The sequence below is a fragment of the Bradyrhizobium sp. MI1.11 genome (genome assembly GCF_055811255.1).
The window spans coordinates 1-15,266 of the sequence record NZ_JBVVPM010000047.1; the positions used below are offsets into that span (position 1 = coordinate 1).

13 protein-coding genes are annotated in these 15,266 nt (G+C 64.4%); 3 read left to right on the top strand and 10 right to left on the bottom strand.

Going from position 1 to position 15,266, the window contains the following annotated elements; genetic code table 11:
- Positions 1-278: 278 nt before the first annotated feature.
- On the top strand, positions 279-1,418 hold the full coding sequence (locus tag AC0L30_RS32425; RefSeq protein ID WP_473406079.1) for an MFS transporter: 1,140 nt from the start codon (positions 279-281) through the stop codon (positions 1,416-1,418).
- A 6-nt stretch (positions 1,419-1,424) separates the two neighbouring features.
- Here AC0L30_RS32425 and AC0L30_RS32430 read toward each other — a convergent pair whose 3' ends face one another.
- On the bottom strand, positions 1,425-2,414 hold the full coding sequence (locus AC0L30_RS32430) for a Bug family tripartite tricarboxylate transporter substrate binding protein (RefSeq protein WP_473406080.1): 990 nt from the start codon (positions 2,412-2,414) through the stop codon (positions 1,425-1,427).
- Positions 2,415-2,711: 297 nt separating this feature from the next.
- Here AC0L30_RS32430 and AC0L30_RS32435 point away from each other — a divergent pair, with 297 nt between their 5' ends.
- Positions 2,712-5,549 carry an ATP-binding protein gene (locus AC0L30_RS32435; RefSeq protein ID WP_473406081.1) on the top strand — a complete coding sequence of 946 codons (2,838 nt, stop codon included), beginning with the start codon at positions 2,712-2,714 and terminating at the stop codon, positions 5,547-5,549.
- A gap of 23 nt (positions 5,550-5,572) precedes the next feature.
- Here AC0L30_RS32435 and AC0L30_RS32440 read toward each other — a convergent pair whose 3' ends face one another.
- From AC0L30_RS32440 to AC0L30_RS32450, 3 genes are all read right to left on the bottom strand, one after another.
- Complete coding sequence (locus tag AC0L30_RS32440; protein WP_473406082.1) at positions 5,573-6,511, bottom strand: aldo/keto reductase; 939 nt, start codon at positions 6,509-6,511, stop codon at positions 5,573-5,575.
- 84 nt (positions 6,512-6,595) lie between these two features.
- The gene (locus tag AC0L30_RS32445) at positions 6,596-8,092 is read right to left on the bottom strand and encodes an MDR family MFS transporter (protein WP_473406083.1); all 1,497 of its coding nucleotides are present in this window, start codon (positions 8,090-8,092) and stop codon (positions 6,596-6,598) included.
- Entirely contained in the window at positions 8,089-9,234 is a 1,146-nt protein-coding gene (locus AC0L30_RS32450) for an HlyD family secretion protein (protein ID WP_473406084.1), read from the bottom strand. The genes AC0L30_RS32445 and AC0L30_RS32450 overlap by 4 nt, the downstream gene beginning before the upstream one ends.
- A 216-nt stretch (positions 9,235-9,450) precedes the next feature.
- Here AC0L30_RS32450 and AC0L30_RS32455 point away from each other — a divergent pair, with 216 nt between their 5' ends.
- Complete coding sequence (locus AC0L30_RS32455) at positions 9,451-10,011, top strand: TetR/AcrR family transcriptional regulator (RefSeq protein ID WP_245286012.1); 561 nt, start codon at positions 9,451-9,453, stop codon at positions 10,009-10,011.
- Positions 10,012-10,060: 49 nt separating this feature from the next.
- On the opposite strand, the gene msrA is transcribed toward AC0L30_RS32455, so the two are convergent.
- From msrA to AC0L30_RS32485, 6 genes are all read right to left on the bottom strand, one after another.
- Positions 10,061-10,576, bottom strand: coding sequence for a peptide-methionine (S)-S-oxide reductase MsrA (gene msrA, locus AC0L30_RS32460; RefSeq protein ID WP_007601292.1), 516 nt, complete (start codon positions 10,574-10,576; stop codon positions 10,061-10,063).
- A 152-nt stretch (positions 10,577-10,728) separates the two neighbouring features.
- Positions 10,729-11,151, bottom strand: a complete 423-nt coding sequence (locus AC0L30_RS32465) for an OsmC family protein (RefSeq protein ID WP_007601290.1) — start codon at positions 11,149-11,151, stop codon at positions 10,729-10,731.
- A gap of 196 nt (positions 11,152-11,347) precedes the next feature.
- On the bottom strand, positions 11,348-12,196 hold the full coding sequence (locus AC0L30_RS32470; protein ID WP_473406085.1) for an enoyl-CoA hydratase/isomerase family protein: 849 nt from the start codon (positions 12,194-12,196) through the stop codon (positions 11,348-11,350).
- Between the two features lie 61 nt (positions 12,197-12,257).
- Positions 12,258-13,571, bottom strand: a complete 1,314-nt coding sequence (locus AC0L30_RS32475) for an epoxide hydrolase family protein (RefSeq protein ID WP_473406086.1) — start codon at positions 13,569-13,571, stop codon at positions 12,258-12,260.
- Positions 13,572-13,832: 261 nt separating this feature from the next.
- Positions 13,833-14,558, bottom strand: a complete 726-nt coding sequence (locus AC0L30_RS32480; RefSeq protein WP_473255836.1) for a VOC family protein — start codon at positions 14,556-14,558, stop codon at positions 13,833-13,835.
- Positions 14,559-14,591: 33 nt separating this feature from the next.
- The gene (locus AC0L30_RS32485; protein WP_007601283.1) at positions 14,592-15,263 is read right to left on the bottom strand and encodes a sensor histidine kinase; all 672 of its coding nucleotides are present in this window, start codon (positions 15,261-15,263) and stop codon (positions 14,592-14,594) included.
- Positions 15,264-15,266 lie beyond the last annotated feature (3 nt).

Here is a 15,266-nt window from a genome sequence, read left to right on the forward strand (position 1 = left end):
TTTGCGGCCAACGATTGACAGAGGAGCGACACAGGCGCGGTCCCGTAGCCCGGATGGAGCGCAAGCGTAATCCGGGACGGTGCCGAATGCCGCGCGAGCGGCCCCGGATTGCGCTGCGCTCCATCCGGGCTACGAAGCCTCACTCCTTGGTTTGCACTGGCGTTCCGTCCGCCCCACGGGCCGCCTGCGACAATCCGAGTCCGCCGCGGACATAAAGACGCGACAATTGCGAGGCTTTTCGGTTGCCCCTGCCCTGATTCCCTCTCCCCGGAGTTCCCATGTCTTCTGCCGACAGGCCGGCGACACGCCTTGCGACCAGGCTTGCCTTCCTCGTCGCGGGCTTCGGCATCGCGTGCTGGGCACCGCTGGTGCCGTTCGCGAAGGCGCGGCTCGCCGTCGACGACGGCATCCTCGGACTGCTCCTGCTCAGCCTCGGCATCGGCTCGGTCGTCGCGATGGTTCTGACCGGCGTGCTGAGCGCGCGCTATGGCAGCAAGCCGATCGTCATTGCGGGCGGGCTCGGTCTTGCCCTGGTCCTGCCTCTGCTGACAATCGCGAGCTCGTCCATGACGCTCGCGCTGGCACTCTTCGCATTTGGCGCCGCGCTCGGCTCCATCGACGTCGCCATGAACATCCACGCGGTTGAGGTGGAGCGCGCCGCAGGACGTCCGCTGATGTCCGGCTTCCACGCGCTGTTCAGCATCGGCGGCTTCGCCGGGGCCGCGCTGATGACCGCACTGCTCTCGCTGCAACTCGGCGCGCTCGCTTGCACGCTGATCTGCTCCGTCCTGATGCTGATCGCGATGCTGGCGGCGTGGCCGCGGCTGCTTCGCTCTGTGCAGGTGCAGGAGGGGCCGTTGTTCGTGCTGCCGCATGGCGCCGTGCTCCTGCTCGCGCTGCTTTGCGCCATCACCTTCCTGGTCGAAGGCGCAATGCTCGATTGGGGCGCGCTGCTCGTCATCGGCGCGGGCCTCGTCTCCGAAGCGCAAGGCGGGATCGGCTATATCGTGTTCTCGGTTGCGATGACGATCGGGCGGCTCGGCGGCGACGCCGTCGTCGCACGCATCGGAGACCGCACGACATTGTTCTGGGGCAGCCTGATTGCGATCGCGGGTTTCGTGGTCCTGCTCACGGCTCCCGTCGTGGCGGTCGCCATAGCCGGCTTCCTGCTGATCGGCCTCGGCGCATCGAACCTCGTGCCGGTGCTGTTCCGCCGGGCGGCGAGGCAGACGGTGATGCCCACGGGGCTCGCCGTTGCGGCGATCACGACCGCCGGCTATGCTGGCGTTCTCGTCGGCCCCGCCGGTGTCGGCTTCGTGGCACGCTTTGGCGGATTGCCGATGGCGTTCTGGCTCCTGGCCGCGCTGATGGGCCTCGTCACGCTGACGGCGCGCATGGTTACGCGCGCCGACGGCTGAGCGGCCTCACAAATTGCTCAGCCCGATCGATTTGATCAGGGGCGCGAGGCTTGCGGATGTGGCCTCGACGATGCGCTGGAATTTGTCCGGACTTGAATCGTTGTCCGGCTCCATGCCCTGGGCGCGATAGCTCGCCAGAAGCGCCGGTTCGGCCATGGCGAGCCGCGTCGCCTGCGCGATTCGGTCGATGATCGCATCATCGGTGTCCTTCGGCGCGAACAAACCGAACCATCCCTCATACCGGATGCCGGGCATGCCGGATTCGACGGCCGTCGGGATCTCCGGCGCGCCGCTCAGCCGCGTTTCGGTGGTGACCGCGAGCAGCCTGACTTTCCCCGCTTGAGTCAGCTGCTGCAATTGAACGGACATGACGGCAATGACGAGCGATATCTGGCCGCTGACGAGGTCGTTGGTCGCTTGCGCGATGCCCCGATAGGGCACGTGGACGATGTCCAGCGCGCCGGCCTGCTGCTTGAAGGATTCGCCGACCAGATGGTTTCCGGTGGCGATCCCCGGCGTGCCATAGGACAGCTTTCCCGGATTGGCTTTCGCATAGGCGATCAACTCGCGCAGGTTTGCGGCGGGCACCGAAGGATTGACGGCGAAAACCAGCGCGCTGTTGATCAGCCGGTAGATGGCGCGGAAATCGCCAACCGAATATCCGGGATTCGCCGACGTCATGGGAATGATGACCTGCGTGCTGCCGTTACCGAGCAGCAGCGAATAGCCGTCGGGCTCCTCGCGTGCGACCGCCGCGGTCCCGATGGCGCCGCCCGCACCGCCGATATATTCGACGAAGGTCGGCCCCAGCAGCGACGGCATCCTGTCAACCCAGGGGCGCGCGATCTGGTCACCGGATCCGCCGGGTCCGTAGGGAATCACCAGGCGAATGGGACGAGACGGATAGTCGGCGGCTTGTCCGCTGCGGGGAAGCGCGGGGAGCGCCGCTGCGCTTGTCAACGCGTGCACGAATTGTCGCCGCGTGAAAGAGGCCATGCTGGAAATTCCGGAAGTCGGCAATCGATGTGGTGGCGGGACCGGCTCCCGGACCATGCCATCGCAGCAATCCGGCATCGCAGTCAATGCTCCATCCGGACGAGCCTCGGCGTCATCGCATTGTCACATCGGCCTAACTCTTTACTTTCCAAGCATTATTCGGGCGAGCGAGCCGACCCAAGCCGTCCACGCAGGGCTGCCAGCCCTGCCCACTGCTTTCGGCCAGTTTACTGTACGCCTCGTTCTGGTAGACCAAAAAGTAATACCTTTTGACTCCCTTCGAGGGGGCGATGGCGCGTGCCAGATCGTAGCGAAGACTCGGCCATTTCCTTTGGGCCATTTCGACTGTTTCCGAAGTCCCGGCTCTTGGAGAAGGAGGGGGCGCCGCTTCATGTCGGCGGCCGCGCGCTCGACATTCTCATCTTCCTTGCCGGACGCCCCGGAGAAGTCGTCGACAAGAGAGAGCTGGTCAAGCGCATCTGGGCCGGCGTCAATGTCGACGAGGGCAGTCTGCGCTTCCATGTCGCGGCGCTGCGCAAAGCGCTCGGCGATACCGGCAAGTCGGCCCGTTACGTCGTTAACGTGCCGGGCCGCGGCTATTGCTTTGTCGCCTCGTTCGCTCAAGCAGCTGCGCCAGCCGCCCCGCTCGCGGCCGAAACCGCCCCTCCCCGCTCCCTGCCCGCTCAGCTAACCAGGATGGTCGGCCGGGAAGATGTCATCGAGAAGATCTCGAACGGACTTTCCCTCTATCGCTTCATGACCGTCGTCGGCCCGGGCGGCATCGGCAAGACCTCGGTCGCCGTCACCGTCGGGCATCGCCGCTCCCAGGATTTCGGCGGGCGAGTCTTCTTTGTCGATTTCGGTCCGCTGAGGGATGCCAGTCACATCGCGACCACCATTGCTTCGGCGCTCGGACTGACCATCAGCGCGGAAGATCCGACGCCGGCCCTTCTGACTTTCCTCAAGATCGGCCCGGCCCTGCTGATCTTCGACAGTTGCGAACATGTGCTGGATCAATTGGCGCCTCTCGTCGAGCACATCGTTCGCGAAGCACCGCAGCTTCGTGTTCTCGCAACCAGCCGCGAGTCGTTCCGGAGCGAAGGCGAGCGGATTTTCCGGCTGTTCCCACTGGATTGTCCGCCCGAGCGCGAAGGGCTTGCTGTCGACGAGGTTCTTGCCTATCCCGCGGCTCAACTCTTTGTGGACCGCATTGCGCAGAGCTCGGGACCGTTTCAGCTCAGCGCAGAAGAGGCGCCCCTCGTCGCGAGCATCTGCCGGCGCCTCGACGGCATCGCGCTGGCGATCGAGCTCGCGGCGGGCCGCGTCAATGCTTACGGCATCGCCGGCACGGCATCCCTGCTCGACAGCCGCTTTTCGCTGCAATGGCGCGGCCGGCGCACCGCCGTGCCGCGGCACCAGACGCTCGCTGCGGCGCTCGACTGGAGCTACGACCTTCTGCCTCCCGTGGAGAGCGCCACGCTGCGACGCTTGTCGGTCTTTGCCGGGCCTTTCGCGCCGGAGGCGGCGGCAGCGGTCGCGTCCGGTGACGGCCTCAACGCATCCGAGACCCTCGAAGCAATCGACAGCCTGGTGACCAAGTCGCTGATCTCGCCGTCCGGCTCGCGGACGCTGCGCTATCGGCTGCTCGACACCACGCGCACCTATGCATACGGAAAACTCAACGAGCTCGGCGAAGCCAGGCAGTTCGCGCGGCGTCATGCCGAGCATTTTCGCGATTTATTCCAGCGCGCGGAGGCGGATATTTCGACGCCGCTGCCCGAATGGCTGAGCATCTATGGCGCGGAGCTGGACAATGTGCGCGCGGCGTTGGACTGGGCCTTCGGGCCCGACGGCGAGGCGACACTCGGCATCGCGCTGACGGCGGCCGCGATCACGCTGTGGGTGCGTCTTTCACTGTTCGCGGAATGCCGTGAGCGCAGCAGAACGGCACTCGCAGCGCTCGGAGACACCGCCGACGATGACCGCATCCGCATGCAGCTCCTGTCGGCACTCGGCTGGTCGCTGATGTATGGCGAGGGCCGCGCGCGCGAGGCGCGGCCGATCCTCGAGACGACCCTCGAGCTGGCTGACAGGCTCGACGACAAGGATTTCCGGCTGCGCGCGCTCTGGGGCTTGTGCATCGACCAGTTCAACAACGGACAGTTCGGCAAGGCCCGTGCGCTCGCCGATCGCTTTGCGAACGCAGCGGCGAACTCGTCCGACAGGACCGACGTCATGCTGGGCGACCGCCTGATGGCCGTAGCGCTGCACTATCTCGGGGATCAGAACGAAGCTCGGCTACGCATCGACCGGGTCAATGCATCGCTGCATGTGTTGGCGGAGAAGCCGAAAATCTTCCCGCTCGATCTGAGAATCTCGACCCAATATTTTCGAGCTCGCATCCTGTGGCTTCAGGGCCTGGCCGATCAGGCTCAGGCCCTCACCGCCAGGAACATCGAGGAAGGCCGCGCCAATGGCCACGCGCTGACCTTCTGCAGCGTACTCGGACAAGCCGCCTGTCCGATCGCATTCTGGTCCGGCGATTTCGACGCCGCGGAGCGTCACGGCGCCGAGCTGCTCGAACACACCGAGCGCCACGCGATCCGGCTGTGGGGCCTGTGGGCTAGGGCCTTCAACGCCGCAGTCATGGTCAAACGCGGCGACTCGACCGGCCTTCCGCTGCTGCGCGAGGAGCTCAATCGCGCCGGCGATGCGCGCTTCCTGCCGCGTTTTCTGCCCCTGCTCGGCGAGCTCGCCGCGTGTTCCGGAGAGGCCGACCAGGTCGATCGCGGCCTCGACGTGATCGAGGATGTCCTGACCCGCTGCAACGACCGGCAGGAGCTCTGGTATCTGCCGGAGCTGATCCGCATCAAGGGAGAGTTGATGCTCAGGAGCACCCGGCATTCAGGAGACGCCGAGCCGCGCTTTCGCGAGGCCATGGACATTGCCGGCCAGCAAGGCGCGCGCTTCTGGGAGCTGCGAAGCGCGGTCAGCCTGGCGCGGTACATGATCGGCGCTGGCCAGACCAAGGAGGCCTTGGCAATTCTGGAACGCGCATGCCGGCCGTTCACCGAAGGTGCCGGCATCGCCGAAATCCGCAGCGCCCACGATTTGATCGAGCAGCTCCGAGCTTGACGAGTCGGCTGGCCGGCGCCGATTCATCCGGCGCGCGGAATGAATCCGGGCACGCCGGTCTCGACGACCGTGTTGAACCTGATGTTTGTCGTGATCTCGTCCCTCATCTCTCGCATGGCGTCTTTGGGCAAAGCCGAAATATCGAAGTTCTCCTGGATGCGCCGGGGATTGGTCGAAGTCGTCAGGAAAGCGGTGCCGCGCTGGACGGCCCACGCCAGCGCAATTTGGGCCGGTGTCTTGTGCAAACGCTCCGCGATGGCAGTGATCACCGGATCGGCCAGGACGTTCGGCTTCATCGCGTGCCCCAGCGCTGCAAACGCCTGCAAGACGATCCCGTGCTCTCGACAGAAGTCGAGCAGGTCCCACTCGGGAAGATACGGATGCGATTCGACTTGCACCATGGCGGGCCTGATCCGCGCGACCGAAACGATCTCGCGCAGCTTGTCCAGGGTGATGTCCGACAGACCGATCGACTTGCAGTGCCCCTCGTCGACCAGGCGCTCCAGCGCCCCCCACGTCTCCGCCAGCGTAACCCCTGAATCATAGATGACCCGACCGTGCTCATCTCTCGGATCCTGTTCGTCGCCGGGTTGAACGGCAAAGGGCGTATGGATGATGTAGCAATCGATCTCGTCGACTTGCAGCCGCCGGCGACTGGCGTCGAAGGCAGGCCTGACCCGTTCCGGCCGATGATTGGTGTTCCATAGCTTCGTCGTAACAAACAGGTCCTTGCGCTGAAGCATTCCCTCCTTGAACGTCTCCTGCAGCGCATCGCCGACCGCTTCCTCGTTGCGATAGCGCTCCGCGCAATCAAGGTGTCGAAATCCGGCCTCCAATGCAGCCTTGGTGGCCTGCCTGGTCACGAGCGGATCCGGAATGAGCGTGCCAAATCCCACCGCGGGAATCGTCCCGGATTGATGAGTTGGAATCCTCGTATAACGAAGCGTATCTGACGAAGTCATGCTCATACTCCTTTGTTTGTCCTCGGCTCCCTCAAAAGCGAGGGACGAGGTATTCGATGCGATGTCATTCCACGGCTCCAGGCGTTAACCGGTCGGCCGCGGCTTACGGAGAAAAAACACGAGCGGAATCACGACGAGCATGGCGAGCATCAGGATCTCGAACTGGTCGATGACCGCGACGGTCGCCGCCTGACGCGTGACCATGCCGTTGAGGGCGGCAAGGCTTGGCTTCGCGATCGGCCCCCCGACGAATGCAGCGACTCGGTAGGGCGTGAGGTTCTTTGCGAGTGCGACGTGCACAGCCTGCGTGTTGGCGTAGAAGAAGAGCTGGACCACCGCGATACCGATGGTGCTGCCATAGAGGCGCGACAGGTTGATCAGCGCGCTGCCTTCCGGGCGGAGCTTCGGATCGAGCGTGCCGAACGCGGCCCTGGCGAGCGCGGGCAGCAACATGCCGAGGCCCGCTCCCTGGAGCAGGCCGGCCTCGACCACCGGCCGCCAATCCATCGCCGGTGAATAGCCAAGCATCAGCCAGTTGGCATAGACCACCAGCGTCATTCCACCCACGAGGAACGGCCGGTAGTCGATCTGCGCCGGGACCAGGCTCGTCAGCACCAGCGCTCCCACCAGCGCGACGCCGCGCGGAACGGTCATGTATCCGGTGGTGTCAACGGGGTAGTTGAGCAATTCCTCCAGCATCGGGGACGTCAGGGCCAAGGTCGGCAGCAGCACGAAGCCAACCGCGAAGGAGATGACCGTCGAGAGCACGAGATTGCGGTCCCTGAACAGCGCCGTGCGGAGAAAGTGCTCCTTTGTCGTCATGACGTGCACGACGAAGAGATAGAAGCCGAGCACGGAGGCGCCCGCCTCGATCCAGATTTCCGTCGAGGCAAACCATTCGAGGCGCTCCCCGCGATCGAGCAACATCTGCAACCCTATCATGCCGACGGAGAACGTCGTCAGGCCGAAGAAGTCGAAGGGCTGGCTCCGCTCCGCCCGCTTCTCGCCGAGCAGCTGAGCCATCGTCAGGAAAATGAAGCCCGTCATCGGCAGGCTGAAATAGAAGATCGCGGGCCAGCCGTAATATTCGCTGAGCCAGCCGCCAATGGCCGGGCCGCTGCTGATGCCGAGCAGGGAGCAGACGGTCCAGGCCAAGTTCATGCGCGCAGGTCGCGCCGGCGGTGTCGCCTCGAGCAGGATCGCCAGCGAGAGCGGCGCCAGCGGTCCGCTCGCCGCGCCCTGGAGGATTCGCGCCAGCACGAACTGAATCGACGTCGTCGCCAGCGTGTCGAGGGCGAGACCCAAGACGAAGATCGTGACAGCGGCCTGATAGACCACTTTGCGGCCGTAGCGTCCCGCCAGCCATTGCGTGATCGACATGGTCACGGCGCTCGCCGCGATATAGGAGGAAAACACCCAGCCGACCTCGTCATTGGCCATCAAGAGCGTCGCTTGAATATGGGGTAGCGCCGCGTTCGGTATCGAAATGTTGACGGCCTGCATGTAGGTCGCCATGAGTGCGGCCGCGGCGATCGCGTGATGACCGCCGGGCGCCGTGGTCGATGGAAGGGGCGTACTCATTTGCCCTCCGTTGCAGGCGCCGGTTGGAGCAGATGCGGCCAGCTGCGGCGATGGCCTGTATCGACCCGCGCCGTCACGCTGATGCCCGAGAACAATGGCCGGTTCGGATCGAGATCGTCGAGTTCCAGGCGCACCGGCAATCGCTGCACGACCTTGACCCAGTTTCCCGTCGCATTCTCGGGCGGCAGGAGCGAGAAGTCAGAGCCGGTCCCCGGACTCATGCTGACGATGTGCGCCTTGAACTTGCGATCCGGATAGGCATCGACGTCGATCGTCGCCTCCTGGCCCGGGCGCATGTGGGTCAAGCCGGTCTCGCGGAAATTCGCCTCGACCCAGACGTGCCGGCTCGACAGCAGCGAGAACGTCGTTGCCCCGGCATTGACGAAGCCGCCGATCTGGAGATCGTCCACCTTGGTCACGATGCCGTCGTCCGGCGCCGTCACGGTGGCGTAGGAGAGATCCAGCCGCGCACGGTCGAGCTGTGCCCTGGCCGCGCGAACGGTCGGATGACGGTCGACATCGATATCGGCATCGCCGTTGAGGGCAACGATCGTGTTGGCGATCTGCTGTTCGATCGACGCCATGCGGTGGCGAGCGACCTTCATGTCCGTCTCGGCCCGCTCATACACCGCGCGTGGCGTGAAGTCGGAGGCAACCAGCATCTTCTTGCGATCGAACTCGCGCTCGTCGAAGGTAGCCGTCTCTTTGGCCGACTGCAGCTCCGCCTGCTGCTGACGATGGGTCGCCTTGAGGGACTCGATCTGGAGCCGCGCACTTCCGAGGCGCGCCTCGGCCTGGTCGACGGCAATTTGATAAGGCTCCGGGTCGATGCGAAACAGCACCTGCCCCCGCCGGACGCGCTCGTTGTCGCGCACGGCTATCTCGACCGCCTGGCCGGAAACGCGCGCGTTGACGGTCACCTTGGCGGCACGCACGAAGGCGTCGTCGGTCGAGACATATTGCTCCTGCGCCAGATAGATGAAGGCGCCAACCACGGCCACCGCCATCGGCAGCGCGAGCATCAGCGGCCGTCGCAGCCGCTTGCCGAGCCCTGCCCCAAACCATTGCGCGGCAGCCTCGCTCGGGCGGAAGCTGCTGCCATCGCCGAGCCCGCCGGCGATTGGCGCGAAATCGAAACGCATCGGAAGATCCTCGGGTTCAATCTATTTAATAACGATCGTTACAAATATTGCACTCCAACGCGGCGATCAAGGCTGCGACCCTTGATTTTTATAACGATCCATACAAATATACGTGTAGAACAGGGCAACCGGGGTTCTGACGATATGGCACGGAAAAAGAGCGAAACGAGCCCGGCGCGCCGGGGACGGCCACCGGCCTACGACGCAGAGACCGCCTTGAAGCGGGCAACGGAGACGTTCTGGAGGACGGGCTATTCCGGTACCTCCCTGGACAAGGTCGCTGCCGCGACCGGGATGAGTCCGCCGAGCCTCTACGCGGTGTTCGGCAACAAGCATGCGCTCTACCTCGAGGCGCTCGCGCGTTATTGGGAGATCAGCCTTGCCGCGACGCGTGAGGCTCTCGCCGGGGACCATCCCTTGGACGAAGCGCTGATGCTGGCCTATGACGCGGCGCTGTCGATTTACTTTTCCGGCAAGGGAGCCGCGCGCGGCTGCTTCGTGGTGGGGACGGCGGTGACCGAAGTCGCCGAAGATGCCGCGATCCGGAGCAGCGTCGCGGCGGGACTGCGGATGATAGATGCCGATTTCGAAGCCCGCTTCCGCCTTGCGCAGGACAAGGGCGAGTTGAAGCGCGACGCCGATCCAGCGGCGCTTGCCATTCTCGCTTCAGCCACGATGCACACCATCGCCATTCGCGCCCGTGCCGGCGCCCGCCGCTCCGAGCTGAGGGAGATGGCCCGAAAAGCGGTCGATGTGCTCTGCGGATGCCGGCGGTGATCTCGCGGATTTCGGGCATGGCTCTCCCCGACAATAACGACGACCAGCTCTAGCCTGCCGCTGCAGCCCCGCGCCGCGGCAGTTTCCAGTCGGGGCGGATGAAGTGGCAGGTGTACCCGTCCGGATAGCGTTCGAGATAATCCTGGTGCTCCGGCTCGGCTTCCCAGAACTCGCCCGCGGGCGCGACCTCGGTCACGACCTTGCCAGGCCAGAGACCGGACGCCTCGACGTCTGCAATCGTATCCTTTGCGATGCGCTTCTGTTCGTCGCTGGTATAAAAGATCGCCGAGCGATAGCTCGTGCCCAAATCATTGCCCTGGCGGTTGAGCGTGGTCGGATCGTGGATCTGGAAGAAGAACTCCAGCATGGTCCGAAAGCTGGTCTTGGCGGGATCGAAGGTGATCTCGATCGCTTCGGCATGACCTTCATGATTGCGGTAGGTGGCATTCTTCACAGCGCCGCCGGTGTAGCCGACGCGGGTCGAGATCACGCCCGGCTGCCTGCGGATCAGATCCTGCATGCCCCAGAAGCAGCCTCCGGCTAAAACTGCGCGTTCCGTTGTCATATCTCCACTCCCAATTGATCCGTCTGTCCGTTCTGAATCCGTCGCATCCTATGCTTTTGGCGGCTCAGCCGAAAGCCAGGCATTTGTCCATCCAGCTCCTCTCGCGAGACGCAAGCTTCCAGAACCGGATGGAGACACAATGAGAGCGCGCCCTACGTCAGTTTAGCGTCAAGCGTGATTGCGGCGTTGAGCACTTTCGACACCGGGCAGTTCTTCTCGGCCTCGCCCGCGATGCGGGCAAAGCCGGCATCGTCGAGGTTCGGCACCTTGGCACGCAAGGTCAGCGCCGATTTGCTGATCTTGAAACCCTTGCCTTCCGGTTCGAGCGTGACCGCGGCTTCCGTCGAGAGTTCGTCCGGCGTGAAGCCGGCGAGCTGCAGGCCGAAGGCCAGCGCCATGGTAAAGCAACCGGCATGGGCCGCAGCGATCAACTCCTCGGGATTGGTGCCCTTCTCGTTCTCGAAGCGGGTCTTGAAGGAATAGGGCGTCGCAGCGAGCACGCCGGATTCGCTCGATAGCTGACCGGTCCCGTCCCGACCGGTGCCCTTCCAGACTGCTGTTGCCTTGCGGATCATCTCAATTCTCCTGGTTGATTTTTTAGCACCGGCGCTCGGTACCGAAGGAAAGCGACATTGGCACGACCGCTTGTCGCCAATTCCAACCGGCCGAGCGCCGCAGCGGTTCCGTCAAGTCCCGTTCCGAACGGGACTTGATTCTTGCTTTGACGCGTTTTCTTCACGCGAACCGGTATCCACTTTGCTCGAAAACGCTCTAGTTACCGATCTGTCCGACGTGGAAGCCGAGCCGGTTCTCGACGTCACCGGCGCGGTGGAAGCCGCGCGACATCAGCGCCTTGATGCGGGTCTGGCTCGCGGGGCGGCTGAGCGAGGCCAGGAACGCGTCCCATTCCGGCTTGATCTCGACATCCGGCGGCAGGCTCGCGACGTCGACGAGGCGCTTGGTCTCGGCAATCGCCTCCTTGTCGAAGGACGCGATGCGCATGGCCAGCGCCTCGACGAAGCCGTCGAGCTCGGCATCCGGCAGCGACCGGTTCACATAGCCGTAACGTTCGGCGAGATCACCGTGGATGTCATCGGCGCCGAGCAGAACTTCGAGCGCGCGGCCGCGGCCCATCAGGCGCGGCAACCGCGCCATCGGCCCGCCGCCGGGCACCAGGCCCGCACCGACTTCCCATTGCGACAGTATCGCCTTTTCGCGGCTGGCAAAGCGCATGTCGCTCGCGAGCGCCAGCTCGCTGCCGACGCCGGTCGCGCGGCCCCGGATCGAGGCAATCGAGACAACCGGCGCGCGGCTGAGACGCACCAGCATGTCGGGCAGTGCCTGCAGGCCGGTCGGCCCGGGCGGGATACGAAGCGAATCCTCCAGCGGCGCGAGGAAGTCGTAATGCGTGATGAAGAAGCCTTCCACGGCGCTGTCGAACACCACGACCTTCACCTCAGGATCGGTCTCGATCGCCGTGACGACGTCGTCGAGAAGCGGAAGCTGCTTGGGGCCGAAGATATTGACCGGGGGCATGTCGAAGGCGACACGCCAATACGACGGCAGCCGACGTTCCAGGCGGATTTGGTCGGTCGTGAAGGTGCGTTCGGGGCGGTTCATGATTGCATTCCTGTCTGTGGGGAAAAATGAGAACGCGCGGAAGTGCGCGTCCCCGCAGGTCTCAGATCGACTGACGCAGCGGTCGGAAGGCGGTGCGCATTTCCGCGCAGAACAGCGCGGGCTGCTCCCAGGCGGCGAAGTGGCCGCCCTTGTCGAGGCGATTGTAGTGCATCAGCTTCGGATAGGCCTTCTCGGTCCAGCTGCGCGGCGCGGCGTAGATCTCGTCCGGGAAGACGCTGACGGCGACCGGGATCTTGATGTGCTTGGGCTCGAAGAACACCAGCTTGTTCTCCCAGTACAGCCGCGCCGAGGACACCGCGGTGTTGGTGAGCCAATAGAGCGTGATGTTGTCGATCACGTCATCGCGCGACAGCCCTTCCGTCTTGCCGTCGAACACCCGGGCGATCATCGCGGTGCTGCGCGCATCGTGGTCGAGCATCCAGGACGCGAGGCCCGCCGGCGAATCCACCAGGCCATAGAGCGTCTGCGGCCGGTTCGACATCTCGATGGCGTAGCCGAGACCGTGCTTGTAGAAGTCATCGAGCTGATCGTAAGCGTAGCGCTCATCGGCCGAGAGGTTCGACGGCCGCGATCCGCCGGGCTGAAGCGCCTTGGCGATGTCGTCCGGAACGGTCGCGGGCATGTTGGTATGGATGCCGAGCAGCTCGGGCGGCGCAATCACTGCCATCTGCTCCGTCACGGCATTGCCCCAATCGCCGCCTTGCGCGACATAGCGGTTGTAGCCGAGCCGCTTCATCAGCACGATCCAGGCGCGCGCGACGCGCTGGGGATCCCAGCCCAGCTCCGTCGGCTTGCCGGAGAAGCCGTGGCCGGGCAGCGACGGGATCACGAGATCAAAGGCGTCCGCCGCCGTCGCGCCGTGTGCGGTGGGGTCGGTGAGCGGGCCGACGATTTTCATCTGCTCGATGATCGAACCGGGCCAGCCATGCGTGACGATCATCGGCAGCGCGTTTTCGTGACGCGAGCGAACGTGAATGAAGTGGATGTCGACGCCGTCGATCTCGGTGACGAATTGCGGCAAGGCATTCAGCCGCGCCTCCATCTTGCGCCAGTCGTAGTCGTTCTGCCAGTAGTTCACGAGTTGCTGCACCGTCGTCAGCTGCACGCCCTGCGATTGATCGACAACGATCTCACGATCCGGCCAGCGCGTCGCCCCGAGGCGGCGGCGAAGATCGACCAGATCCTGCTCGGGCACGCTGACGTGGAACGGGCGAACCGCCCCACTCACGCCAGCCTTGGCGGAATGCAGCGGCAACAGGCTCGATACGCTTGCGGCAACCGCGGTCATCGCGGCCTGGCTCAACAGTTGACGGCGGTCTGGATTGAGAATGTCGATACGTGCTTGCGTGGTCATGTTCGATCTCCCTGGCTTTGGTCGGTGACGCTGACCGAATTCGACATCAACGCCTCGGTTCGTCATGCAGAGAGATTGGCGCAGGCCCTGGCAATTTGCTCGTTATGGGTTGTTAGACCGCGTTAGCCGTTGCGAGCCGCGCGACGCCGAGCAGAGCAAGCGGCGATCCACGATGGTCGCCGCCAAAGCAACACGGCGCGCGATGAGCTCAGTCATCGCGCGCCGCGTCGGCTTGCATCAGTCGAGAAGCCGCCGTCCAGCTCAGGATGGCAGCGGCTGGCCCGCCTGCTCGCGGACGATATAATCGGCGTACCAATCGGCCCAGTTCTCATCGTGCCCGCCGGTCCGCTTTTCGTGCTCGCCATGTGCCGCCGCCGCGCGGCGCAGTGCTGCGGCCAACGCAGCCTGCGAAGCGAATGTCGTGCCGTCGCCCGCGATCCGTCCCGGCAATCGCGTGGTGACCTCCTGGAACAACCAGCCATTGCCGTCGGGATCGCTGAACGAGGCAAATGAGCCGTAGCTGCCGCGCTTCGGGTCAGCACCGCTAACCCGAACGCTGCCGGAGAGATAAGGCTCGTCGGTTCCGGCGTGGACATCGCCGGCACCATGGAATGGAGCGCTGACCTCGATGCCGCGGCCGAGCAGATCCTTTCGCGCCGCCTCCAGATCGGAGACGATCAGGTACAAGCCTCGCGCCGAGCCCGGCGCTGCCGCGGTCACGTTCCTGCCGAAGATCACCGAGCAGGCCGAGCCTGGCGGCGTGAACTGGATCACGCGCCAGTCATTGCCGGAGGCAAAATCGGCGTCAAGTCGCCAACCGAGACGCGCGTAGAAGGCCTTGGCGCGATCGACATCGGACACGGGGATCACGATCACCTCGAGCCTCTGATCAATTCTAGACGATGTCGAAGACTTGCTCGCAGACTTGTTGGAAGGGTTCTTAGAAGACTTGGCCGCGGCGTCGCGGTCGATTTCGGTAGTGGCCATGTCGAACTCCCTGGGTTGGATCGAAGACGAACTTCAAGCAGCTGCGATCGGCATCACGATCGTTACACGTGTGCCGTCTTCTCCCGCCTCGCCCTGCAGCCGGGCGCGAATGCTGCGTGCGAGTCCTTCGAGAATCCGGCTGCCTGTGCCCTGAAGCGGCCCGGTCGCGCCGATCCCGTTGTCTAATACCGTGCAGAACCAGGCGCCGTCACGATTGGCTATCTCGATGCGGATCATTGCATCATTCCTGTTCGGGAAGGCGTGCTTGGCCGCATTCGTCACCAGCTCCGTCAGCATCAGCGCGAGCCGATGGCATTGCGATGCCGGTAGGGTCCCGTTTTCGATCGCCGCCTCGCAGCGGATGCCCGCGGGCTCCAGCACGGCCTCGGAAATCGCTCCGCACAAATTTTCGAAGAAGGCCGCCACCGGGATCGCCGTATGATCGTCATTGTCGGACAAGAGTTGATAGAGCCTGCCGAAGGCGACGATGCGCCGCTCGAGCCGGTCCGCGGCAAGCGACACGTCCCTAGTGCCTGCCCGGGTGAAATCGCGGCGGACTGACGCACCCAGTATCGTCAGCGTGTTCTTCATCCGATGGTGGGATTCCCGCAGCACGAGCTGCCAGTCACGCGACTGATCGTCTAAACTGGCCACAAGCTGAGATCGAACGACGTCGTCATTCGGCCGAGCGTTGATACCGGACATCGT

What these genes read in the sequence shown, in the direction of transcription:
- msrA (WP_007601292.1), bottom strand. Translation starts at nt 10,576, where the DNA reads ATGACAACGGAACGCGCAGTTTTAGCCGGAGGCTGCTTCTGGGGCATG.
- AC0L30_RS32445 (WP_473406083.1), bottom strand. Translation starts at nt 8,092, where the DNA reads ATGAGTACGCCCCTTCCATCGACCACGGCGCCCGGCGGTCATCACGCG.
- AC0L30_RS32470 (WP_473406085.1), bottom strand. Translation starts at nt 12,196, where the DNA reads ATGAACCGCCCCGAACGCACCTTCACGACCGACCAAATCCGCCTGGAA.
- AC0L30_RS32480 (WP_473255836.1), bottom strand. Translation starts at nt 14,558, where the DNA reads ATGGCCACTACCGAAATCGACCGCGACGCCGCGGCCAAGTCTTCTAAG.
- AC0L30_RS32425 (WP_473406079.1), top strand. Translation starts at nt 279, where the DNA reads ATGTCTTCTGCCGACAGGCCGGCGACACGCCTTGCGACCAGGCTTGCC.
- AC0L30_RS32475 (WP_473406086.1), bottom strand. Translation starts at nt 13,571, where the DNA reads ATGACCACGCAAGCACGTATCGACATTCTCAATCCAGACCGCCGTCAA.
- AC0L30_RS32450 (WP_473406084.1), bottom strand. Translation starts at nt 9,234, where the DNA reads ATGCGTTTCGATTTCGCGCCAATCGCCGGCGGGCTCGGCGATGGCAGC.
- AC0L30_RS32440 (WP_473406082.1), bottom strand. Translation starts at nt 6,511, where the DNA reads ATGACTTCGTCAGATACGCTTCGTTATACGAGGATTCCAACTCATCAA.
- AC0L30_RS32430 (WP_473406080.1), bottom strand. Translation starts at nt 2,414, where the DNA reads ATGGCCTCTTTCACGCGGCGACAATTCGTGCACGCGTTGACAAGCGCA.
- AC0L30_RS32465 (WP_007601290.1), bottom strand. Translation starts at nt 11,151, where the DNA reads ATGATCCGCAAGGCAACAGCAGTCTGGAAGGGCACCGGTCGGGACGGG.
- AC0L30_RS32485 (WP_007601283.1), bottom strand. Translation starts at nt 15,263, where the DNA reads ATGTCCGGTATCAACGCTCGGCCGAATGACGACGTCGTTCGATCTCAG.